Source organism: Shewanella mesophila (genome assembly GCF_019457515.1).
Classification (GTDB): Bacteria; Pseudomonadota; Gammaproteobacteria; order Enterobacterales; family Shewanellaceae; genus Shewanella; species Shewanella mesophila.
Genome location: NZ_CP080421.1, coordinates 1,333,944 through 1,357,426 on the forward strand (window position 1 = coordinate 1,333,944; position 23,483 = coordinate 1,357,426).

Here is a 23,483-nt window from a genome sequence, read left to right on the forward strand (position 1 = left end):
GACCTAGCCATAACAATAACTAAATTTGTAGGGAGAGATCACTCATGATGAGGTTTTCTAGAATCATGCAACTGACGGCCGTCGCCATCAGTGTGGGCGCGCTATCTGGCTGTGGTGGGGACTCATCTGAGCCCGGCCAAGTATTATTGACCTGTGATGTACCTATGGTGCCCGATGCCACTGGCACTAGTTGTGTTGCGCCGCCACCCATCAGTTGTAAGGCACCTAAATTTCCCGATGCCAACAACGAAAGTTGTATCGTCGGTTATAACCCTGACCTGCCATTGCCGATAGCGACGCCTACGGCAGATCAGGCGGTACTCTATTATAACCGTATCAAAGACAAAGATAACTCGGCTAGTAACCCAAATTATCCCAGCTTTAAATTGCACACATGGAATAACGACACCTGTGACGCTTTTGCTGCGCCATTTGATTCAACTGACTGGGCTAATGGCCACTCCTTCGATGGCATCGACCCTAACTACGGGGCTTACTGGATCTTAAACCTGAAAGCGGGCCACAGTGAGTGCGCCAACTTTATTGTTCATGAAGGCACTGAAGGGTCGGGTAAGGCGTTAGGTGATGGTGATCTGACCATGAACCTTAAGCCATTCGATGATAGCACCGCGCCAGAAGCACAATTTGATCGCATTAATTTCACTATTCATGGTGAGAGTGATGTCTATGATTTTCCTATTTTAGAGCTGGGGTTCTCTATTGGCGGAGCAAGCGCTCATTGGCTAGATAGAAATACCTTAGTGTGGAACGAAGACCCTGATGGCATCGCTAAATTTGCACTGCATCACTCGGCCAATGCGGGCATTGAGGCCGATGACAACAATGTGATTTCAGGCACCCAAGTGACAGTAACGCCTAGCGAACTCAGCGATGAGCAAAAAGCGCTCGTGCCACACTTGGCCGCGTGGCCTGCTTATCATATTGAGTTGTCCGCAGATGAAGCCAAAGCGATCGCAAAGGAGCAGTTAGTGCTAGCGGCCTATGACAGTGACGACAAGCCTGTTGCTGCTACCTTTGTGCAAGCGGCTAAGGTACTAGATGACTTGTACACTAAGGCCGAAAACGATGCCGATGAAGCCATGCTTGGTGTGCTTTACAGCGATGCCGAGATTACAACCAAGGTATGGGCGCCAACCGCGCAAAAGGTTGAGTTAAAGCTGTATGACAGCGGTAAAAACCTCACTGATACCAAAGCGATGACATTAGATAACACCACAGGTATCTGGTCTTATGCCGGTGATATGTCACTGGATATGCAGTTCTATCGCTTTGCGCTGACGGTTTATCACCCAGTGACTAAGAAAATCGAGGTGATAGAATCCACCGATCCCTATTCGCTGAACGTTTCAAGTAATGGCCGTTACAGCCAGTTTGTTAACTTGAGTAGCGACGCGCTCAAGCCTGAAGGGTGGGATGAACATAGCGTACCGACGGTTGCAAATCCTGAGGACACGGTGATCTATGAAGGCCATATTCGTGACTTTAGTATTCGTGATGAGAGCACCTCTGCGGCCAATCGTGGCAAGTATTTAGCCTTTACCGAAACGGATAGCGCACCTGTCACACACCTAAAAGCCTTGGCGGAAAGCGGTGTCACTCACTTTCATATGTTACCCGTGACGGATATCGCCACCATCAATGAAAATAGCGCCGAGCGCATTGAGATTACCGATACCTTAGCCATGCTGTGTGCCAAGATTGAAGACAATGCCAACGCCTGTAAGACTCAAGATAAGTCGGCAAGCATAGCGTCTATTTTGGCTGACAGCCTGCCTGGTTCGGGCGATGCACAGGATCTAGTCAACGCGATGCGTGGCGTTGATGGCTTTAATTGGGGCTACGATCCACAGCACTTTATTGCACCAGAAGGCAGCTATGCCAGTGAGGCGGATGGTACGGCGCGTATCAAAGAGCTACGCGCCATGAACCAAGCACTGCATGAGATGGGGCTTAGAGTGGTACTGGATGTAGTCTATAACCACACCAGTGCATCAGGGCTGTGGGATAACTCAGTGCTCGATAAAGTGGTGCCAGGTTATTATCACAGATACAACGAAGTGACAGGGGCGATTGAGTCATCCACTTGCTGTGACAATACCGCCACTGAACATCGCATGATGGACAAATTGGTTACCGATTCACTGGTTATCTTAGCCAAAGAGTATGGCTTCGACGGCTTCCGTTTCGATGTGATGGGGCACATGCCTAAACAGAGCATTATCGATGCTCGCACTGCCGTGCAAGCGGTCGATGCCGATAACTACTTTTATGGTGAAGGCTGGAACTTTGGTGAGGTGGCTGATAATCGTCTGTTTGAGCAAGCTACTCAGGCCAATATGGCAGGATCAGAGATCGGCACTTTCAACGACCGCATCCGTGAAGCGGTGCGTGGCGGTGCGCTGTTTGCGCTAGAGCAAAAGGATGACTACCTGCGTGACCAAGATACGCTGCGTCTATCCATGGCCGGCAATCTGCAAAACTACCTGTTAAAAGATTTTAATGGCAATACGGCAACAGGCAGTAGCTTTAGCTGGAACTCGCAGCCAACGGCTTATGCGCTTGACCCTGCCGACAGCATTAATTATGTCTCAAAGCATGATAACGAAACGCTGTGGGATATTTTGCAGACCAAGCATGATGTCGGGCTCAGCCTAGAAAGTCGTGTGCGGATACAAAATATCGCGGCAACCATTCCACTGATGAGTCAGGGGATTCCGTTCTTGCAGATGGGCGGTGATATGCTTCGCTCTAAATCGATGGACAGAAACAGTTATGATTCTGGCGACTGGTTTAACTGGGTTGACTTCACTAAAGCCAGTAACAACTGGAACGTAGGCCTGCCGTTGGCGCAAGATAACGGCAGCAAGTGGCAGCAGATCGCTGGGATCTCGGCAAACCCCAATGCGGCGGCGTCAATGTCTGAGATTGAGTTTGCCTCAATGGTGTTCAATGAGTTCTTGAGTATTCGTCGCGACAGCCCGCTGCTGCGATTAACCTCTGAGCAAGCGATTTTAGACAGAGTCGGCTTTCACAATATAGGTAAAAACCAGACCCAAGGCGTGATCGTCATGAGTGTCGATGATGGCGTGGATCTGGTTGATCTCGACCCCAGTGTCGATGCCATGGTGGTGATGGTCAATGGCAGTAATGCAGAGCAATCACATACTGTGCCAACGGCCACAGGTTTTAGCCTGCACACAACGCTGGTTCAATCGATTGACAGCACAGTGCGCGGCGCTAGTTTTAGCCAAGGTACCGATGAGGGCACCTTTACAGTGCCTGCTTATACCACGGCTGTGTTTGTTAAGCTGCAAGGCAGCATGCAGGGCGAAGGCTTGAGCGCCACAGCAACGGCGGGGGCACCAGATGTGGTGCCTTATGGCAGCACTGAGGTGTTTGTACGCGGTGCCATGAATGGCTGGGGCGAAGAGGATAAGTTTGTCTATCTAGGCGGCGGAGAATATCGCGTTGCTATTACGCTGGCTGCGGGTGATTATGAGTTTAAGATTGCCTCAGCCGATTGGAGCAGCGTTGACTTTGGTGGCGCTTCAGCCGCCGATGCAGACGTGGTACAAGATGTGGCCGAGCAGCTTGCTGCGAAAGGGGCAAACCTTAAGTTTAATGCGGCCATCGATGCAACCTATCTATTCTCACTCGATGCATCAGATAAAGAAAACCCAGTGTTAACCGTTTACAACGAAGAGCCTTTTGTGGGGACTCAAGTGTATTTACGTGGCGACATGAACGCTTGGGGGACAGACAATGAGTTAGTCTATATGGGCGGCAGCATCTACCGCGCGGAGATCGCGCTCAGTGTTGGCAATAAAGGCTTTAAGGTGGCGTCAAGTGACTGGTCAACGGTGGATTACGGCAGTGGTGAAGCAGATGGTGTGGTGGCCTTAGGCGTTGAGAAACTGCTGGCGATTAAAGGTGGTAACCTCAGTATCGATGTGGATAGCGATGATACTTACACTTTCACGTTCAATATGTCAGACCGCAACGCCCCGATATTAACCGTACATAAGACAGAGATGTTTGGTGAAAACACGGTTTATATCCGCGGCGGGATGAACGGTTGGGGCGAAGTGGATGCGCTTAGTTATCAAGGTTCATCCCTCTACAGTGTCGATATTGCCCTAAGTGCGGGAGACAATGAGTTTAAGATCGCCACCGGCGATTGGTCTACCGTGGATTTTGGTGCCATTGCTGGTGAGGAGACTGTGGTGGAGGGGGAAATGAAAACCTTAGCCTCAAAAGGCGCTAACATGCATTTAGATGTGCCAGCCGATGGTACCTATCGTTTTAGTGTGATGGGGCCTGATGCTAGCTCGCCGATCTTAACCGTGACTAAGGTGAATTAATCGCGAGGTTGATAAAACCTGAATATAAAAAAACCAGCGTAAGCTGGTTTTTTTATGAGTTTAGCAATTAGATGAGTTTAGCAATTAGCACCTAGTTTCTAGCATCTAGTACACTAGGCCATGCGCTCAACGGGTTTCCAGCGCAGTAGCTCACCAGGCAGTTTTACGCCTTGGGCGGTGATGCTGTTAATACGATTGAGATAAGCCGCGCCGTACATCAAGTGCTTAGCCAAATCTACCGCATTGCGGTTTTGATAGTCATCTAAATAACTGCCTTTTGCCCACTGGTTAAAAGCGCCAAGTGCCGGACCTGCCCAAATTTGGTAATCCATCTCACGGCCCACTTCGCCAGAATTTGACCAGCGGCTCGATAGTCCCAAATACCAGCGGAAAATCAGTGCCATCTTACGTTTTGGGTTACCTTCGGCACGCTCAATCTGCTTAGGATCGCGCTCATTAAAGTGGGCAACAGTGCCTGCCCAAATATCATCGAGACTTGAGCGAAACACTTGCTTCTCAAGTTTTTCACGCTCATCGGTAGGAATGGACTCAATAGCGTCATAACGTGTGTAGATCTCATACAGTTTGTTAGCGCGCATCGGGAATAGGGTGCCACGCTTAACCACCTGAAGCTTAACGCCCATCTCAAACATGTCGGCGGCTGGTGCCATGGTGACGTCGGCCATCTCTGTGGTGGCCAGAAGCTTGCGGGTATGCTCACTGGCCCCAGCTTCGACACAGGCTTGGTTGATTGAACCGGTAACGATATAAGCCGCACCCATATTAAAGGTCGCTAATGCCGCATCAGGGGTGCCCACACCACCGCCACAGCCTACGCGAAGTGGCGTTGGGTATTGGTACTTGGCTTGGATCTCCTCTTTCAGCGCTAAAATCGTCGGCAATAGTGTAACCAAAGGACGGTTATCGGTATGGCCGCCAGAATCGGCTTCGGCCGTAATATCATCAGCCATGGGGATCTGCTGGGCCATCGCCATCTGGTCGACGCTGATCAACCCTTCATCAAGGAGTTTCTGTAGCATCTTAGCCGGTGCTGGCATCATGAACTTCTCCGCCACTTCGGTACGGCTCACTTTGGCGATCACCTTATTGCCGATAACTATGTTGCCATGGGTGTCACGACTAAGACCTGCGGTGCGGTAGTAAACAATTTGCGGCGTGAGGCCTAAGAAAGCCGATGCCTCAACGGTACGTACCTTATGTTTGAGAAATAGCTCGACGCTGCCACGTTCTAGTGCAGGTTCGCTTGGGCTATGAATAAGGTTAAACATATAAGGGCCATTGGGCAGCGCCGCTTGAATGCGGTTAATGGCGGCTTCAACGCGGCTAGGGATGAGCCCCGCTGCGCCAAATGAGCACAGAATGCCCGCTTTACCTAAGGCGATAACCAGCTCTTCTGAGGAGATGCCGTTCGCCATCGCGCCAGCATAATAGGCATACTTTACCCCGTGAACGCGGCGGAAATTGCTATCACCAAGGCTTTCGGTGCCAAGCGCTGGGGTAAAGGCGCTAACGGGGTGGCCTTGAGCATTATTGCCTGTTATTAGGCTCGCTTCGGTCGCGATACCCACCCCTTTGTCGCTGTCATTGATGACATAGCAGGCGCGGCTGAAATCTTTCAGTTGCGCGGCCATGGCTGCCGTATCAAAGCTGATGCTAGCATCGCTTACTTGCCAAGGCCATGGCGATAACTTGTCGTTGGTTGTCGTAGGATTCATTTAAATAAGACCCTTATCTTTTTCATTCTTTATTAGGTTGCTTGACTAGCGGGATTGAGGATATGCCCATCCCGCTAGTATCAATTTTTTTAAGCTTCTTCGATACAGATGGCTATGTCGGTGACTTCATAGATACGCAGCCCGTCTTTGCTCAGGCTAGCGTTACCTGTGATCACCTTCTTACCACCCTCATCTTTAATCGAGGTAATACTCACATCCATCGACATCTGCTTATTGAGAGGGTTGATCTGACCGCGATATTTCCACTTAATGTTTGACAAAATCTGGCCAAACTTAGGGTTTTTAAATCCTGCGCCCAAATTTTTGCTGATGGCGTAAGTTTGCATGGTTTCGATAATGGCTTCAACGCCTAACGAACCCGGCATCACAGGATCTTGGTGAAAATGGAACTGGAAGAACCAGTCGCTAGGATCGATAGTGCGCTCAGCGTAGAGGTAACCTAAACCTTCGGTGCCACCGTTATCGACAATTTCGACGCTATCGATAAAATTAAGCTGACCGCCAGCAAGACGATAGTGAGGCTGATTTGCCGGCGCATTAAAGTGGCGGCCTGCTTTATCTAATAAATTCACTTTGGTGTCGGCACTAATGCCTTTGGCCACATGCCAAGGCTGAGTCACTTTACCATTATCTAAGCCCAGCTGGTCTTTAAGCGCATCGCCTTTGAAGTAGCCAAATACTGCGGTGCCGCGATAGAAGGGCTCGCCGTCGGTGCTCAATTCAAAGCTGAAACTTTGAATGATGTTGGTGCCAGCCATCACTGTTGACAGCAGACGCGAGTCGTTGACAATGGTTTTACCGCGCAGGTCGACATCGCGTAGTAGCTCGCCACTACCATCTAGGTTACGGAAAAACAGCTCAAGCCCTGGGAAGCCCAATGTGGTGCCCATGTAACCTGAGATGAAACCATTAGGCTGCAAAGAGATCTCCATCAGCACCGAATACGGCATGACAGCATGGTGGCTATTCTTATCGAAATACCACGCATCCGTTGGCACTTCATATTCGGCTATACAACTTGACGGTTTTTTAAATTCACCACGTTTACCGTTAACTTCCACCACGCGGGTGGTTAACTGCAGATCGCCGCACGGCGTACGTGGCGGGATCATTCCGCGATAAATTGAAAACTCAGGGCCAAAGCAGTTTTCGATATTACCTGTGGCAAATTCAAACATGTGATACGGCGTAAACGGCACGGTATCAGGCACGCGATTGGGATAATCGGGTGTGAGTGGTGCCTCTACATGTGAAAGAGGGATCACGCCTTTGTTAGGCGCGGCGCTCAAATCAGGCACTTGTGCCATTAACGGTGCATTGATTGACGCACCTTGATAGCCCTTTTTAGCACTTGCTGAGTCAGCCTGCACTGCGTTGCTAACCGTCAATGGTGCGTCATAGCGGGTACACTCATCTTCCTCTTTGATCATCACGCCGAGGTTTTGGAAGTCCACCACCACTTTGCCATTGAGCAGAATGTCGATGTTGGCTTTGGCATAAGGACGTGGGCTGAAGCCAATCTCGGTCACTTCCATACGATAGGTAAGCTGGGCCGATTGCGGAATAACCTGACCACGACAACGTACCTTTTGTGACGCATTTTCAAGTGGTTGGAAACGACCATTTTTCGTTTGGGTATGCATCCCTAGATGTAACATGTAGAACTGCAGTAACTGGCCACAGCCTTCTGCCATCAAGGAGCCCGCCATCACCTGATCATCTTTAAAATGACAAGGGAAGTACCAATGGTTAGGTTCCAGCTGCTTATGACCTTCGATTAACCCAAGTCCCCATGCACCGCCCGTTCTGTCGACCTTACTGACCTGCTCGATCATCAAGAACTTCTCAGAGGCAAAACACAATGATGGTTGGGGATGACCTGCGTGTGACGGACCGAAACAGCCTTCAATGTCGGCCGATAATAGCTTATGAATCGCGGCGTAATCGAACTGAGTCTGCGGGCAATCCAGTAGCGGATTAAAGCGTAGCTTGGTTGCGCTGTTACGGGCCTTGATTTCATCTTCTGTGCGGATGACACCTTTGCCGTCTGCCAGTTCTGCATCGGTAAAGAAACCCGCGCAGCCACCATCCATCTTGAGGATCATGGTATCGCCAACGAAACACTCATAAGAGAAGAAGAACAACAGGGTATCGCCGTTACGGGCATAGTGGTTGATCTTAATATCGTATCTTAATGTGTCACCGCCCCGAGGCAGGTCGCCTAAGAAGGTGAGGGTGCAGTCGAGTAGACGGTAAACGCGCTCACCCTTGTTTTCAAAATCAATACCTAAGTAGCTGATTAACATTAAGTCACACTGACCCGATTCAACGGCAACGGCCCAAGGAATTTGGCCATCGACTAAGTAAGGGGCATCCTCCGGGATGTCATACTCAGTGGTCATTGAACTTGGCTTGTATTCATTAATGTTGGCATCGAGTTTCGTCACCCGCGACACCAACAGATAGTCGGTGGTCGGTAGGCGAACGCGGCGCGAATAGTTATCGATAGGGGCATATTCTGGGCCAAATACTTTGGCGATATCACCTTCAGCATATTCGACCAGATCATGGTAATCCCAGATGCATGGCTTGTGCGCAGGCACTGGGGCACGATAAGGCTCTACCTTGTCATGCTGTGGTTTCAATATTGGCTGCGTCTCTACCAGCACTTGAGAATGAGCGTGAGTCTGCACTTGCGTCTCAGTCGGCGCCGCACCAGTGGCTTGTGCAAGCTGCTGTTTTAGCAGTTGGTCAGCCACTTTAAGGCCGGTTTCACGGCTCTTGAGAAAAGCGAGGTGCGCTTGCTGTGCGAGCTGCTGGTTATGCTGAAACGCGGCTAGCTCGCCTTGTGGCAAATTTAATTGGCTCGCATCGAATGTGCTGGGTGTTTTGCTTGTCATGATGTTCTGGGTACCTATTGCTTTAGCAATGTGGGCCTGTGTTGGCGTTTGGGCATCTGCCGCCGACGTCGCAACTGGCTGTGGGTAGCTGATAAGTTGCGGAGCACGTGAAGTGGTTGGCGCTAAATGACCCTGGGCAACTTTTGCTTTAATGGTGTCTAGACCAGGTATCGGGGTGTTAATAATATGACCCACAATATCTCGCCCACCTAAACCGACCTCCTTGACTAAGCTGCGCTCGGCATGGGTGCCTAAGGTGTGTGCCAGTCGTTGAGTCAGTGCACTGCGCTGCGTAGCATCTTGACTAAGGTGGGTGAGGGCGCACTGATTTTCACTGACATTGGCGATCACCGCATGCTGGCTTGAACCTTGCGCAGCTTGTTGATTGAGGCGCAACAAGCCATAGATTAGGCTCGTCATACCCGCGGCGGCAAAACTGTGTCCAAGCTGTTGCTGACCCTGTTCAAAACACGCTTGGGTTAAGGGGAGTGCCTGCTGCAATTGGTCGCATGTCAACGCGCTTCCTGGGGCAATACTCTGCTCAACTAAGCTGATTTGCGCGCCATGGGTGCCAGTGAGCGTGAGTAACTCATCGGCGACGCGGCTAACCGCGCTGGTGGCGCCAAAGTTTAGGCTCTCAATGGTGGCATAACTTTGCTTGGCGTGGACAAGCGGCTCGAGTACTAAAGCGCCCGCACCTTCTGCCAGTTTCCAGCCTGTATCGCTTGGTGCTACCGCCACTGGACTTACGGCATTTTTAAGCATCACCTGCTCAATACTACCAGAGAGGTCGACCGCGGCAATCACGACGGCGTCGAGCTGTTCTTGCACCATCATATTTTCGGCCACATCGAGGGCGCGGCTCACCGACTGCTCACCCGCTGAAATGGTGAAAGCAGGGCCGTTAAAGTCCCAGAGTGAAGCGATACGCGACGCCATGATGTTGCCGATAAAGCTGGTGTACTGGTTAAGCTTGGCAGCATCGAGCACACTATCCATGGCGATGGTTTCGATGGATTGATACTCACTGTCTGTGAGTGTCACGCCCATGGCATTGAGGCTTTGTTTCAATTGCGTATGCAAATTGACGCGCCCACGGAACTGATGCAGTTCAAGCTCTGTCTCCATCGCGACCAGCACGGCCACTTTCTGCCCCGGTTTTAACTTGGCATCACGAATGGCCTCGTCGGTCACCTTCATCAACATCAGTTGCTGACAGATCAAGCGATCATCTTCATTAGGCGGCAGTTTAAAGCGTAAAAAATCCAGCTCAAAATTGTCAACATAAGCCCCTTGTGGAATGGCATGGATGCCAAACTGAGCTAATAGCTCTGGGTGCTTGTCGAGTCCTTTCCAGCGCTTGCTGGGGAGATCGATAAACGCATGCTGACCCTGTTGCAAGGTCACATCGAGTTGATTAATGGTGCTAATCGGCCCAATGTGGCTGGCGATACCACTAATGGCGAATGCGGGAGTTGAGCCGTTACTGCAGGCCTGTGAAGGTGTGCTTGCCGCTCTTGGCTGTTTTGCGGTGTAAGACTCTAATAATAGGTGAGCATTACAGCCACCAAAGCCAAATACCGACACACCTGCAAGCCGTTCATGGTTGCCTGGCTTTACTGGCCATGGGGTGACTTTATTTGGCAAAGTATGAGCACCAAATAGGCCATTTGGCGAGCCAATGGCCTCACTAATATTAATGCTGGGCGGCAATACGCCTTGGCGCATGGCGAAGATCATCTTCATGATCCCTGGCATACCAGCAGCAGTAAGCAGGTGGCCTAAGTTGGATTTGGCCGAGCCAATGAGCGGTGCGGCTGAGCCATTGAGACGTGGGGCAAAAAACTGCTCCATCGAGGCCAGTTCAACCTTGTCTCCCAGTGGCGTGCCAGTGGCATGACATTCGATCACTTCGATATTTTCTGGCGCTATGTCGCTGCTGCGATAGGCGCGTTCGAAGGCCTTTACTTGGCCTTTGCTATTTGGGCTTAATACAAACTGGCCTTTACCGTCGTTAGACAGGCCGATCCCGCTGACCACGGCGTAGATCTTATCGCCGTCGCGCTCGGCATCGTCGAGACGTTTAAGCGCCAATACTCCAGCGCCTTCACCGGCAAACAAGCCTTTGCTGTTTTTATCAAAGGGGGCTGAGAATCCATGATCTGGGTAGGCGTGAAAAATCGAGAACCCCATATTGATAAAGAAAGGGTCCGCGCCAGAAACGGCGCCCGCCAACATTAAATCGGCTTTGCCCGTTGCAAGGTAATCACAGGCTAATTTAAGTGAATAAACTGAGCTGGCACAGGCGGCATCTAGGCTGAGCTGCACGCGACCGAGCCCTAGCGCGTCGGCAACAACCTTAGAGGCATTATGAGCAATTGCCCCGTTAGCACAGTCGATTGATGGTGTGTGTGGGGTTTGCGCGTTAAAGGCTTGCAGGCGAAAATCTCGGCTATCTAACTTGGTTTGCAGCGCCTTCTCTACCGCATTGTGATAGAGCGGCAGAAACAGCTCATTCGATTTTGCGGTTGGGAATGACAGCGCGCCCATGATGATGCCTGTGCGCTCTAGTAGTGGCGAGTCCATCGGAACGCCTGCATCGAGTAGCGCGTTACGACTGGTATCGAGTGCCCATTTGAAACTGTCATCGAGGCCCTTGAGCTGCTCAGTCCCGGTACGATAGCCGTTAGCATCGAAGATAAAGTCTTCAATATAGCCGCCTTTATCGCAATAAAATCGGTCAGATTGTCCCTGAACGCCTTGGTAGTCGGCGCTGTTAGCGCCCAGTTTCTCATTGCTGAGAATGGTTCTTGAGTCGCGTTTATCGAGTAAGTTTTGCCAAAATTGATCCGGCGTTTTAGCGTCGGGATACAGGGTGGCTAACCCGACTATCGCTATTTTACATGGTTGAGAAGGCGCTTCATTTGAAGGCATTATGCTTCCCCTTTTAATAAGGTATTTGCCGCATCAGTTGTCTTTAGCTGCTCTTGCAGTGCTAATTGACGCTTTAGTCCCAGCTGCAACACGGTCAGGCTGACGGGGACACGATGGCTGATTAACTGTCCGATCGCCTTAAGCAGAGTCGCGATATCGCTGCTCCCTTTGGCGTTTAGCGGAATCGTGCAGCATTGAGATGTCAGGTTTGTCGACGGTGATAACAGATTATCTATGAGTTTTTCACTGTTACTGCTTTTTAGTATTTTGTCGATAAGTGTGCAGTTTTGGCGATCGGCACCGATTTCGACAAATAGCCGTGCGCCTTGGCGCGTTGCACTCTGGATCAGGGCGGTAAAATCTAAGCTATTGCAGAAGGTATCGGCAATCGAGGTTGCTATTAGCTTAGGATTCAACTGACCCTGTTCATCGCCAACGCCCCTATCGATACCTTTGCCTGTATCGGCGGCGCTGATAAATGTAACTGGGTGACTCACCGCTTCTGGAACAATATTTTGCTCGTAAAAAGCGATCACATTTTCATGCTGGCTGAGTGCCGGTGTCGTGTGCATCGCCGTTACACGATTGGCCGCAATCCCGCGTTTCCCCAAGGCTTTTAGTAGCAGCTGACAGCTATGCTCACAACCTGCAATCACGCAGGTGTCTCCCTGAGTAATGGCTAAGTAAACACGTGGATATTGCTCAAGCATTGAGTGAATCGACTCAGGAGTGCAGCGCACCACAAAGCTGTTCCAATGAATCACATCGCTATCGGTCAGGCCCCAAGCGCTGCGCACAGCGCTTAAGTCGCCTGAGATGACGGACGTAAATAGCGGATCGCTTTTGGTTTTGTCGATCAAGAGATGAGGCTGCTGCCATACGTCAAGACTGGCCCACATTGAGGCTTCGCCCATGGAGTAACCTAACGCGTATTGTGGCTTAACATCAAACTCATCCATTAATAGTTTGCTCAGCAGATAACTCGCACCTACGCCTGCAATCGCCATATCGCCCAGGGCCATCTGCTCTGTGATCTGTTTGTCGCTATGATAGATCTCATCGGCTTGTAACATGGCTTTGAGATCGCCTTGCTGCTCTAAGCGGGCATAGAGCGCAGGGAAATAGTGATGCAGTTCGCTGAGCATGTCGTGATAGACAGTACCAACACCAGGATAAATAAAGGCCAGGTGTTGTTGTCCAAGTGGCGCTGCCGTAAAAAAGCTTCCAGCTGGGGTTTTGTATTGCCCTTTTTCTTTAAACACTTGGCTTAGCGCATCACTCATACAGGCGATCTCTTGCGCGAGAGACTCTATGCTAGTGGCTTGTAATGTGAGCGCAAAACGTGGACTGGTACTGATTTCAAATTCATGTAAATTGTGCTGCATTAACTCCAACAAAGATGACGTGATCTTTGAATTCTCGCTCATCAGCCTAATACTATCTAGCTCAGCGGCTAACGCCCACAAGCCTTGATTTAACTCGGCTTCACTGGTGCCAGAGATTAAGAAGAATAGGCGCTGTGCTTTGAGCAAGGATCTTGCTTTTAATCGACCCGTACCTTGAGTCAGCACTATAGCTGCATGCTTCATCGCGCTATCTGCGGAATCAAATTGCAGATTTAATCTTGCTACACGTGCCTGATAACGCTCTGTAAACCAATAGTGGCGTGAGTTATCGTCACGGGTAATGGTGCGCTGCGCGATATCGATAATCAGTTGGCAAAGCGCGTCAAATGCAAGTTGATTGCGATCAACCTCTGGATGACTCACTTGTTCATTATTAATGACAAGAGTGCGCTGACAGTTTACCGCGCTCAGATCACGCTTAGCTTGTTTTAGCGCAAGATTCGATGCCTCGTCAGCTGTTTTGGCATATTGCACCCCAGCAAGATACGCATGTGGATGCAGCTTTCGCTGCGCGGCCACAAGTGCGGGCATTAATACCAAACTGCTTTGCGGTGCCTGAATGCTGACTACTTCGCCAGCGGCCACAAGGTCTAGCGCCATCTCAAGATTTGTTGTGAACCTGTCAAGCTCAATCACCAAGATAGGTTCATTGCTCAGCTCGTTAGGCATAACGTCTGCCATATTAATCACGAGGGCGGCAACGCGCAGTGGCGCCGCCTCATCTTGGTCTAGCTTGCTATCGCTTTGTGTTGCGCTCCCTTTATTGAGAGTCCCATTATTGAGTGTCACTATGCATGATCCTCTTTAATGTGTCGCTCGTTAATAAAAGCGCCGTTAAGCGTTTTGCTTATGGTCACTTTTGCCGATCTCATTACGCAGCTTAACTGGCCATTTTGATGATACAGCGCCACATCGGCGATGAGCTGTCGGCTGCTGGTTTTAAGGACTGTGAGCTCGATATAACCCTGCTCGCCAAAGTCCATAGGTAACACACTGACGAACTCGCCAATGGTCGAGGGTAGACTGGCAGCGCCATAGGTTAATCTTGCCCAAACTAGCATCGCTTGCAGTAGCAGATCTTCAGCAAAAGGCTGACATCCTTTAGCGACCAAGCTTGGGGCAAAATCCCCGCAATCTTGCTTGGCCACAGCAGGCAGCTGACAGCTAACCACTAAGCCGTGCTCGGTAAAGCGCAATACCTTATCTAAGCCTTGTAAACGCGGGCCATGGAACAGGGTACCGTCACTGTAAAGCCTCGCTTTATCGGTTACAGGCACGACTTGGCTGAGCTGATCAAACTGCTTAGTGTTATGTTGCACGTCACCAGCTTTAACTAATAATGCCTGATACTGCGGCCGCCCTTCACAGCTGATCAACGCCTTAATACCTTTGAGTGCACCCGCTTCATATTGCGGGGTTAAGCACATCACTAAGGTTTGACTATCGCCTGAGTCGAACACTATGCCTTTGAGTAACTTGTAGTCTTGCACCATGAGCGTTAGCCCATATTGTTCAAGCGCCGCTTCGCGCATCCATTGGATAGCACAGACCGTTGGCAATACGGGATTGCCACCAATGCGGTGATCTTGAACAAAGGTCAATGCATCAGGCTTTAGCACTCGCGTAAGTGTCACTTCAGTCAGTGCGGTGACGTCGCGCTGCGGGCGCTGTGCAAGTTGCACCTCACCCGCATTAGGCTTTTTTACAGTCGCTTCCTTAGCGGCTGTGTCACTTTTGCTGTTGCCTTGCATGTCAGTGCCCACTAGCAGCTGCACACCACTCTCTTTTAGCAGTTGGGTCGCAAATAGCTCCGCACCTGATTGGAGTGGGATCACATACACACCTCGGTCAGTAAACATCTTTTTCAGCGCAGGGTTAACCATACCGCCATCCCAAGGTCCCCAGTTAAAGCTCATCACTTTAGTATTAGGGTGCTTTGCCGAGAGTTGTAGTGCCGCCTTGTTAAGAATGTCGTTCGACATGGCGTAGTCGCTTTGGCCAGTATTGCCGTAGAAACCTGCCGCCGAGGAGAACATGGCAACCAGTTTTAACTGACTGGCGTCAATGACAGAAAGCAGCGCCTTCAGGCCGTTGACTTTGGTGCCATAAACCCGTGCCAGTTCATCTAAGGTTTTGTCTTGGATATGTTTGTCAGCCAAGACACCTGCTCCATGGATAAGGCCTGTGATTGGCGTTATCTGAGTGATAGCGCTCAGTGCGCTGTTAACCGAGTCAGCATTGCTCACATCCATGCTGATGTATTCGGCGCTCGCGCCTACGGCGTTAAACGCATCCAGCGCGGCATTGATCTCTAAACTGCTCTGTACCGGCCACACTAGTGCATCTACCTGCTTAGGCGTGGGTTTCTCACCCGAGGCAATAATGTGGGCAATCGCGGCTGATTTGAGCTCAGTGGCAGATTTACCTTGTGCCCAGCTGGGCAGATGGTTAAGGGTCACATGTTGGCTACGACCCGCCAAGATAAAGTGGGACTGACAACGCTTAGCGAGAGCTAGGGCACACTCAAAGGTCACGCCTTTTGCTCCCCCGGTCACCAGTATTTTATCTGCGCTGTTTAGCTCACTTTTTGCTGTTTTTACGCTCGCATCGCCTGCAATCAGGGCTATGCGCTGTAGTTGACCTTGCTCATTGAGGCTTAAACCCACTTCGTTCAATGTTGCATTGCTATCAAACAGCTCGTTGGCGATGGCATCACTTAGATGGCTAGCATCCATTGCTGGTGCGATGTCTAATGCACGGCAAAATACGCTTGGCCACTCGTGGCTTAATGTCTTGGTGAGACCAGCCAGTGCGGCTTGGTTGAGCTCTGCAGTTTTTAACTGTTCAAGGTCTAAATAACCGAAGCCACCGTCAATACGACTGACGCTGATGAACGCACGTCGGGCACCGGTGTCTTGGGTTAATTTAGGTTGCAATAACTTGGCCCACAAGAAAGCTTGGCTCAAGTGATTGAAGCTGTCGTCGCTAAGCTGCACGCTGCTAACTAATGTTTGTGCCTCTAGCGCTTGCGATTCCTGTGGCTGCAAGTGAACAAAGCCGCTGATAGCGCCTAACTGCTTTTCAATCTGATCGATCACGGCTGTGATGCCAGTTTCATCGGCACTGTTAGCCTGAAAGCTTTTGATATCACTGTTTAGCGGTGACTGTGGTTGACCTTTCGGCAAACGCACAACGGCCACTTGCAAGCCCTGTTTAACCAGTTTCTCGGCTAGCACACCCGCATTATGGCCATCATCGTTGATCACAATGTGAGTGTTAGCGGCGAAACAGTTGTTAACTAACTCCGCCGCATCAAGCTTTTTTAGCGCTACCTCGCTGTGAGGTGGCAGTTCAACACTCGGCTCGCTTGAGAGCGCAGCAGGCTTATCATTTAAGGGCTCAGCCTTTGCGGGCGCTGCAGCTGATGATGAAGCGCCGAGTTTGCTGTTCATAGAGCCTTCAGCGGATAGCTTGCTATTCATATAGCTAACAATTTCACCTAAGGTGCGACACTCGGCTAAATCTTCTGGGTTTAGCTCTGGTAGCCCTGGCAGTTCATCTTGCACTGTACCTAAGATCTCCACACGCTTGATAGAGTCGATGCCTAAATCGGCTTCCATATCCATCTCGAGGGCGAGCATCTCGGTTGGGTAACCGGTTTTTTCGGCCACCACGTTCATCATGGTGTTGTGCACTTGCTCGTTAGTCAGACCGCTTTGAACAACTGCTGCAACAGGCGCAGCGGCTATTGCTGGTAACTTGCTGTTCATGTAAGCAACGATTTCACCTAAGGTGCGACACTCGGCTAAGTCTTCTGGGCTGAGCTCAGGTAGCCCCGGTAGCTCATCTTGCACTGTACCTAAGATCTCCACACGCTTGATAGAGTCGATGCCTAAATCGGCTTCCATATCCATCTCTAGGGCGAGCATCTCAGTTGGGTAACCGGTTTTTTCGGCCACCACGTTCATCATGGTGTTGTGCACTTGCTCGTTAGTCAGACCGCTTTGAACAACTGCTGCAACAGGCGCAGCGGCTATCGCTGGTAACTTGCTGTTCATGTAGGCCACGATCTCACCTAAGGTGCGACACTCGGCTAAGTCTTCTGGGCTGAGTTCTGGTAGCCCAGGCAGCTCATCTTGCACTGTGCCTAAGATCTCTACACGCTTGATAGAGTCGATGCCTAAATCGGCTTCCATATCCATCTCGAGGGCGAGCATCTCGGTTGGGTAACCGGTTTTCTCTGCCACCACGTTCATCATGGTATTGTGCACTTGCTCGTTAGTCAGGCCGCCTTGAGTGGCTGGCGCGACATTTACCTGTGTGTTTGCTGTAACTGGCGTGCTGCCAATGGTTGGCAGTTTACTGTTCATGTAGGCAACAATTTCGCCTAAGGTGCGACACTCGGCTAAGTCTTCTGGGCTGAGTTCTGGTAGCCCAGGCAGCTCATCTTGCACTGTGCCTAAGATCTCCACACGCTTGATAGAGTCGATGCCTAAGTCGGCTTCCATATCCATCTCTAGGGCGAGCATCTCAGTTGGGTAACCGGTTTTCTCTGCCACCACGTTCATCATGGTGTTGTGCACTTGCTCGTTGGTCAGGCCGCCTTGAGTCGCTGGCGCGACATTTACCTGTGTGTTTGCTGTAACAGACGCAGCGGCTATCGCTGGTAACTTGCTGTTCATGTAGGCCACGATCTCACCTAAGGTGCGACATTCGGCTAAGTCTTCTGGGCTGAGTTCTGGTAGCCCAGGCAGCTCATCTTGCACTGTGCCCAAGATCTCAACGCGCTTGATAGAGTCGATGCCTAAATCGGCTTCCATATCCATCTCAAGTTCAAGCATCTCAGTTGGGTAACCGGTTTTCTCGGCCACGACACTCATCATGGTGCTATGTACTTGCTCGTTGGTCAGGCCGCCTTGAGTGGCTGGCGCGACATTTACCTGTGTGTTTGCTGTAACAGGCGCAGCGGCTATCGCTGGTAACTTGCTGTTCATGTAGGCCACGATCTCACCTAAGGTGCGACACTCGGCTAAGTCTTCTGGACTGAGCTCAGGTAGCCCTGGCAGCTCATCTTGCACTGTGCCTAAGATCTCCACACGCTTGATAGAGTCGATGCCTAAATCGGCTTCCATATCCATCTCAAGTTCAAGCATCTCAGTTGGGTAGCCTGTCTTCTCGGCGACTACGTTCATCATAGTTGCTTGCACTTTCTCTGCAGAAAGCGCGTTGCTTGGCGCTGGGGCTGCTATTGGGCTTGCAACAACTGGTGCAATTACGGTTGGTGCCGTAACTGTCGCAGAGGCCGCAGGCGTGTTAACCACTGGAGTCACCACTTTTGGTGCTACTGCTGCGCTAACAGTAGGCGCTGCGGGGGCATTAATCACTGGTGCCGTCGTAACAGCTGGAGCTGACTGAATTGGTGCTACATGTACTGACGCTGGCTGAGTGGGAGCGATTGCGCCATGACTCAATAGGCCAATTGCGGTGGTATTGCTCTGCGCTTGCTGCTCTAAGAACAGAGTATGGCTTTGCAGTGTTTGCGCCTGATGCTGATGGAACTGTTCCATAGAGCGCTGTAGGCTCTCTGGGATCGCGATGCCTGATGCTGCCATTTGTGCTTGTGCGGTCATCAGGGTGGTAAAGGTTTCACCATATTGCTGTGGAATTGACAGGAACTGCTGATGCAGGGCTGCCGCTTGGCTTTGGGCTGCAAAGAACTGGCTTAGGGCATCGTTACTCACTGGGATGGCAGTGGTGGTAGTCATTTTGGGGGCAGTCGCTTGTGCTGGGATATTGTTTACTGAGGAATGGTTTACCGCGACGTTGTTTTCTACGACTTTTTCCACAACTTTCTCTACTTCCACAATCTTCTCAACTTCTACTATTTTTTCGACTTCGACGACTTTCTCAACTTCAACTAGCTTTTCAACTATTTGACTCGAGATCGCACCAGTTTGTAACGACTTGGCCATTTTCGCGCGAGTTGCTGGGCTAACATGGTTGGTCGCTGTCAGCTTGATGTTCATCGCCGATGGTTTTTCTTCGGCCGCGATTGGGGCCGCATAAGGGTCGAGGTTTTCTAGCGCAACGCCCGCTACCGCAAGCTGCACTGCTGCTTGACGCAGTTGCAGATCGCTATCGCCCTTAGGATTTGGGTTAATACTGACGGTACATAGTTCACTCATCTTGTCGCTAAGGGTGTTTTCAACCAGTTTTTGTAAGATGTTCTTTGGTCCAAATTCCACAAATACGCGAGCACCCGCGTCATACATAGCTTGCAATTGCTCGCTAAAGCGAACCGATTGCAGCATGTGTTGCTTAAACTCGCTCTTAATGGTCTTCGCGACCGAGTTGTACTGCTGGCCTGTGGCGTTCGAGTAGATAGGACGTTGTGGCTTGGTAAACTTAGCCGCATCGATGGCCTTAGCAAAAGGTGCCTGCGCATGGCCAACCAATGGGGTATGGAACGCACCTGAAACGGGCAGTGCAATTGTTTTAAAACCGAGATCGCTTAAGGCTTTTGCGGCCTCTGAAGTTGCGGCGGTTGGTCCTGCAATCACTAGCTGAGTTGGCGCGTTGTAGTTCGCCACTTTGACGCCATCAAATTTAGTGATAGTCGATTCAAGTAATTCAAGATCACTGGCAGCTTTGGTGATAATGGCATACATAGCACCAGTATCAACGTCGTCTTCAAGTTTGGTTGCCATGGCGTCGCCGCGGGCGAAGGTTAGCTTGTAGTAATCGTCACTACTGATAACCCCTGCCGCACAAAGCGCACTGAGTTCACCAAAACTGTGGCCAGCGACCATGTCAGCTTCAAAACCTGCTGCGGTCAGTAACGCGTATTGACCCATTGAGATAGCCCCAATAGCACTTTGCGCGTTAGCCGTGTTGGTTAATAGTGCTTCTTGTGCCTTTTTAGCCTCAGTGCTAAACACTGGAATAGGGTAAACAACTTGAGACAATGGTGTCTTGTTATGGGCGTCAAACACCTTGTCTGCGTCTACAAATTGCTGGCGCATCTCAGGGAAGTGGCAAGCGAGTTCACGGCCCATATTGAGGTACTGTGAGCCTTGGCCTGCAAAGAGGGCGGCTACTTTCCCCTCTGTCATTGCAGCTGTGCGGTAATGGATACCACCAGGCAGAGACCAGTGAGCCTCGTCACTAGATTGCAACTTAGTCAGCGCTTGATTAATCAACTTGATGAGTTCGTCATTGCTGCTAGCAACCAATCCTAGGCGCGGTGCATTCGATTCAAGTTTACGAACGCCATAATCGTTGGTGATGTCGGTTAAGCGAGTGCCATTATTAGCCGCGCTGAGGGCGCTATTGAGGCTTGCGATTAACTCAACTTTATTCGTGCCACTAAAGAGCAGGCTTTGAGCAACGCTGCGCTGACGGTATTGGGTCAGTCTGCTATCGGTACGCGCATGTTCACTGTTGTACTCCTCCAACACAAAGTGGAAGTTAGTGCCGCCAAAACCAAATGAGCTGATCCCGGCGCGGCGCGGCGTACCATCGGGACGAGGCAACCAAGGGCGAGTTTCGGTGTTTAAGTAAAACGGCGAGTTTTCGATATCCAGTTTTGGATTTGGCTCGCTGACGTTAATGGTAGCTGGCAACACCTTGTGGTGAAGCGCTAGCGCCGCCTTGATCAACCCTGCGGTTCCCGCGGTTGATTTTGTGTGACCGATTTGCGATTTCACCGAACCCAGTGCGATATGTTGTTTGCTGTCGTTCTCTTCTGCAAATACCGAGCTTAAGCCCCTAAATTCGGCTGCATCACCGGCGGCTGTGCCCGTGCCGTGCGCTTCGATAAGCCCAAGAGTGTGGGGGGCAAAACCTGCGTCATCATAGGCGCGTTTAAGTGCCTTGGCTTGACCCTCTGGACGCGGCGCATAGATAGACTTAAATTTGCCGTCTGACGATGCGCCTATGCCTTTGATCACCGAATAGATACGGTCGCCGTCACGCTCGGCATCTTCCAGACGCTTAAGCGCTATCATGCCAATCCCTTCACCAATCATCATCCCCTTTGAATCGATATCGAATGGCTGAATGGTTTCATTAGTGGTAAAGGCTGGGGTTTTTGAAAAACTCATGTACATCGAGGGTGAGTTATCGGTACACACGCCACCTGTGATCATCATCTCTGAGCGACCCTCAACGAGTTCACTCAGTGCCATACGCATAGCGGCTAACGAGCCTGCACATGCGGCGTCGACTACGCAGTTCATGCCGCCTAAGTCGAAACGGTTGGCAATACGACCTGCAATCACGTTACCTAAAGAGCCTGGGAATGAGTTCTCTTCCCAATGAATATACTGGTCTTGGAATTTCTTAATCAGCATTTCGCTGTCTGCGTCGCTGATACCGCTGCTCTTAAAGACCTTCTTGAGCACAGGATATTGTAGACGAGAGTTAAGGCTTTGGCTGATCTTCTGACCGCCACCTACACCTAGCGTAATACCGATTTTGTCACGATCATAATCGGCAGGTAGATTGGCATCTGCTAATACTTCTTTGGCGACAATCAGCGACAGCAGTTGCGAGGTATCGGTAAGTTCGAGGATATTTGGCGGCAGACCAAACTCCATTGGATTGAAGTTAACTTCTGGCATAAAGCCACCACGCTTACAGTAACTTTTGTCGGGCGCACTCTTATTGGTGTCAAAGTAGTCTTCGGTATTCCAATGGGTGTCTGGCACTTCAGTTATCGCATCAATCTTCTCACTGATTAAGTCCCAAAACTTATTCAGGTAACGTGAGTTAGCAAAGATGCTTGCCATGCCGACAATAGCAATAGGCATATCTTTAAGACGCTTGTTTAGGCGCGTGTCGCTTTGCGTCTGGTTGGCAGCTTGTTTAGCGGTAGGTTTAGAGATCTGGCTCATTATGAGTCTCCAGTGGATGCCTGAGTGTCAGGCGTCTTGTTGTTAATGTCAGCGTCTGTGTGTGTGCCATGAGTGAGCTTGGCACCAGGGAATCGCTGTAAAAAAATGTGATAGTTGCGAACAAGCAACTTACGTAAATGGAACGGCCCATGCTTTAACACATGAGTGATATAGCGGTTGGTGGCTTGGGTATTGCCATCTTGATAAATATCTAAATAGATCCAGTCGCTGTGCGGATCTATCCCCAACAATACCGAGCTTGGTGTCGCGTCAGTCAATTGGGGGGGAATGGTCAGTGATGCCACTTGCATCACGGTGTCGCCGTCTGCCTGAGGTAAGGCTAAGGCGTTGGCGAGGGTTTCGGGGTTGAGTGTATAAGTGGCTATATGACTCCCTTGTGCAATAGGGAGTTGATTAAAATAACGCTCAGGTACCAATGGACTTTCAATTTCGCTGATACGGGAAACACCATAGCGTTTAAGGCAACGCGCTAGACCTGAACGGGATACATGAGGGTTTATAAAGGTCTGAGTCACTCGCAATAACCTGTCTAACGGCATCTTAAGTTGGTATCTCAAACCGACTACCACATACTCTTGCATAGGGGTCAAGGTGGTATTGAGGTGGTGAGGCGTATTAGGCGTATTTGTCACCGAGTCGCGCTTACGCCACTTACGTACAGTGGCTTCACTGATGTTAAGCACCTTTGAGAGTTGGCTGACTGGGAGGTCTGATCCTTGGATGAATCGACGCATCTCGGGAGTCGTGGTGGCATTTTTGTGCCTAAACTCGGTGACATTTTGCGTACGGTCATCCGGCTTATCACTGTGTTCACGAGCATTAATACTCTGAGGCTCAACCATAGATAGTGCAAGTTTCCATGAATAATCTACTGGGACTTACCGTGGTTCATGTGGCCGTTTTGAGCTGCAGACTCATAAGGCTGGCGGTATTTCTCAGTGATTGAATAGCTATTTGCCCAGCAGACTACATTAGGTTTGAAGTCAACACAATCACCTGGGACTTAAAAGCACCTGTTTAGACCAGTTTTAGCGTACAAGTGTGCACTATAGCAAAATAGTGGAGGTGGCAGAAAGTCTATTGCGTTTGCTTTACCTAAGATTTACGGATGGAGAAATAAATATGATAAGTCGGTAGTGAGAATCGTGAGGAAGTATGTTCTGAGAGGAATAATCGATATAAGGGTAAA

6 protein-coding genes are annotated in these 23,483 nt (G+C 50.4%); 1 reads left to right on the forward strand and 5 read right to left on the reverse strand.

Going from position 1 to position 23,483, the window contains the following annotated elements; genetic code table 11:
• The first annotated feature begins 47 nt into the window (after positions 1–47).
• Positions 48–4,382: a pullulanase-type alpha-1,6-glucosidase gene (gene pulA, locus K0I73_RS05990; protein WP_434086716.1), complete on the forward strand. Its 4,335-nt coding sequence runs from the start codon at positions 48–50 to the stop codon at positions 4,380–4,382.
• A gap of 113 nt (positions 4,383–4,495) precedes the next feature.
• Here the strand turns inward: pulA and pfaD are convergent, their stop codons facing one another.
• From pfaD to K0I73_RS06015, 5 genes are all read right to left on the reverse strand, one after another.
• Positions 4,496–6,118 carry an eicosapentaenoate synthase subunit PfaD gene (gene pfaD, locus K0I73_RS05995; RefSeq protein ID WP_220063584.1) on the reverse strand — a complete coding sequence of 541 codons (1,623 nt, stop codon included), beginning with the start codon at positions 6,116–6,118 and terminating at the stop codon, positions 4,496–4,498.
• A gap of 89 nt (positions 6,119–6,207) precedes the next feature.
• Positions 6,208–11,973 carry a hotdog fold thioesterase gene (locus K0I73_RS06000; protein WP_220063585.1) on the reverse strand — a complete coding sequence of 1,922 codons (5,766 nt, stop codon included), beginning with the start codon at positions 11,971–11,973 and terminating at the stop codon, positions 6,208–6,210.
• Positions 11,973–14,168 (reverse strand): PfaB family protein, encoded by a 2,196-nt coding sequence (locus K0I73_RS06005; protein ID WP_220063586.1) that lies wholly within the window; start codon positions 14,166–14,168, stop codon positions 11,973–11,975. The genes K0I73_RS06000 and K0I73_RS06005 overlap by 1 nt, the downstream gene beginning before the upstream one ends.
• Positions 14,168–22,273: a type I polyketide synthase gene (locus K0I73_RS06010; RefSeq protein ID WP_220063587.1), complete on the reverse strand. Its 8,106-nt coding sequence runs from the start codon at positions 22,271–22,273 to the stop codon at positions 14,168–14,170. Before K0I73_RS06010 ends, K0I73_RS06005 begins: the two co-directional genes overlap by 1 nt.
• On the reverse strand, positions 22,273–23,136 hold the full coding sequence (locus tag K0I73_RS06015) for a helix-turn-helix domain-containing protein (protein ID WP_220063588.1): 864 nt from the start codon (positions 23,134–23,136) through the stop codon (positions 22,273–22,275). Before K0I73_RS06015 ends, K0I73_RS06010 begins: the two co-directional genes overlap by 1 nt.
• Positions 23,137–23,483 lie beyond the last annotated feature (347 nt).

Coding starts and splice junctions, on each gene's coding strand:
- pulA (WP_434086716.1), top strand. CDS start 48: ATGAGGTTTTCTAGAATCATGCAACTGACGGCCGTCGCCATCAGTGTG.
- pfaD (WP_220063584.1), bottom strand. CDS start 6,118: ATGAATCCTACGACAACCAACGACAAGTTATCGCCATGGCCTTGGCAA.
- K0I73_RS06000 (WP_220063585.1), bottom strand. CDS start 11,973: ATGCCTTCAAATGAAGCGCCTTCTCAACCATGTAAAATAGCGATAGTC.
- K0I73_RS06010 (WP_220063587.1), bottom strand. CDS start 22,273: ATGAGCCAGATCTCTAAACCTACCGCTAAACAAGCTGCCAACCAGACG.
- K0I73_RS06015 (WP_220063588.1), bottom strand. CDS start 23,136: ATGGTTGAGCCTCAGAGTATTAATGCTCGTGAACACAGTGATAAGCCG.